The 365-nt window shown below is 66.8% G+C and carries 1 protein-coding gene; it reads left to right on the top strand.

Annotated elements, in window-relative coordinates; genetic code table 11:
• On the top strand, positions 1 to 365 hold a 365-nt coding region (locus tag EN852_RS36445; protein WP_281407842.1), incomplete at both ends, for a molybdopterin dinucleotide binding domain-containing protein.

Genomic DNA, 365 nt, shown 5'->3' with positions numbered 1-365 from the left:
GGACAGGGCAGTCGGCGCCCAACCGGCCGCCGAAAAGCATGGGCCTGTTCGGCCCGGTCGAGCGGCTGCCGGAATTCCCCGACCATGTCGAGCTGATCGAGGTCGCGGATGACGAGCATCCGTTCCGGCTGGCGACCTCGCCGGCGCGCAATTTCCTCAATTCGAGTTTTGCCGAAACGCCGGTGTCGAAGGCGAAGGAGGGCAGGCCCGAGCTGCTCATCCACCGCGAAGATGCCGAAGCGCTCGGCATCGAGGATGGCGGCCGTGTCGAAGTCGGCAACCGCCGCGGGGACCTGGTGCTGCATGCCAGGTTTTTCGACGGCGTGAAGCGGGGCGTGGTGATCGCCGAAGGCATCTGGCCGAAC

It is taken from the genome of Mesorhizobium sp. M2E.F.Ca.ET.209.01.1.1, from assembly GCF_004010375.2.
Lineage (GTDB): Bacteria > Pseudomonadota > Alphaproteobacteria > Rhizobiales > Rhizobiaceae > Mesorhizobium.
Note: the sequence above shows the minus strand (reverse complement) of the source record. Positions and strands in the feature narration are given on the sequence as shown.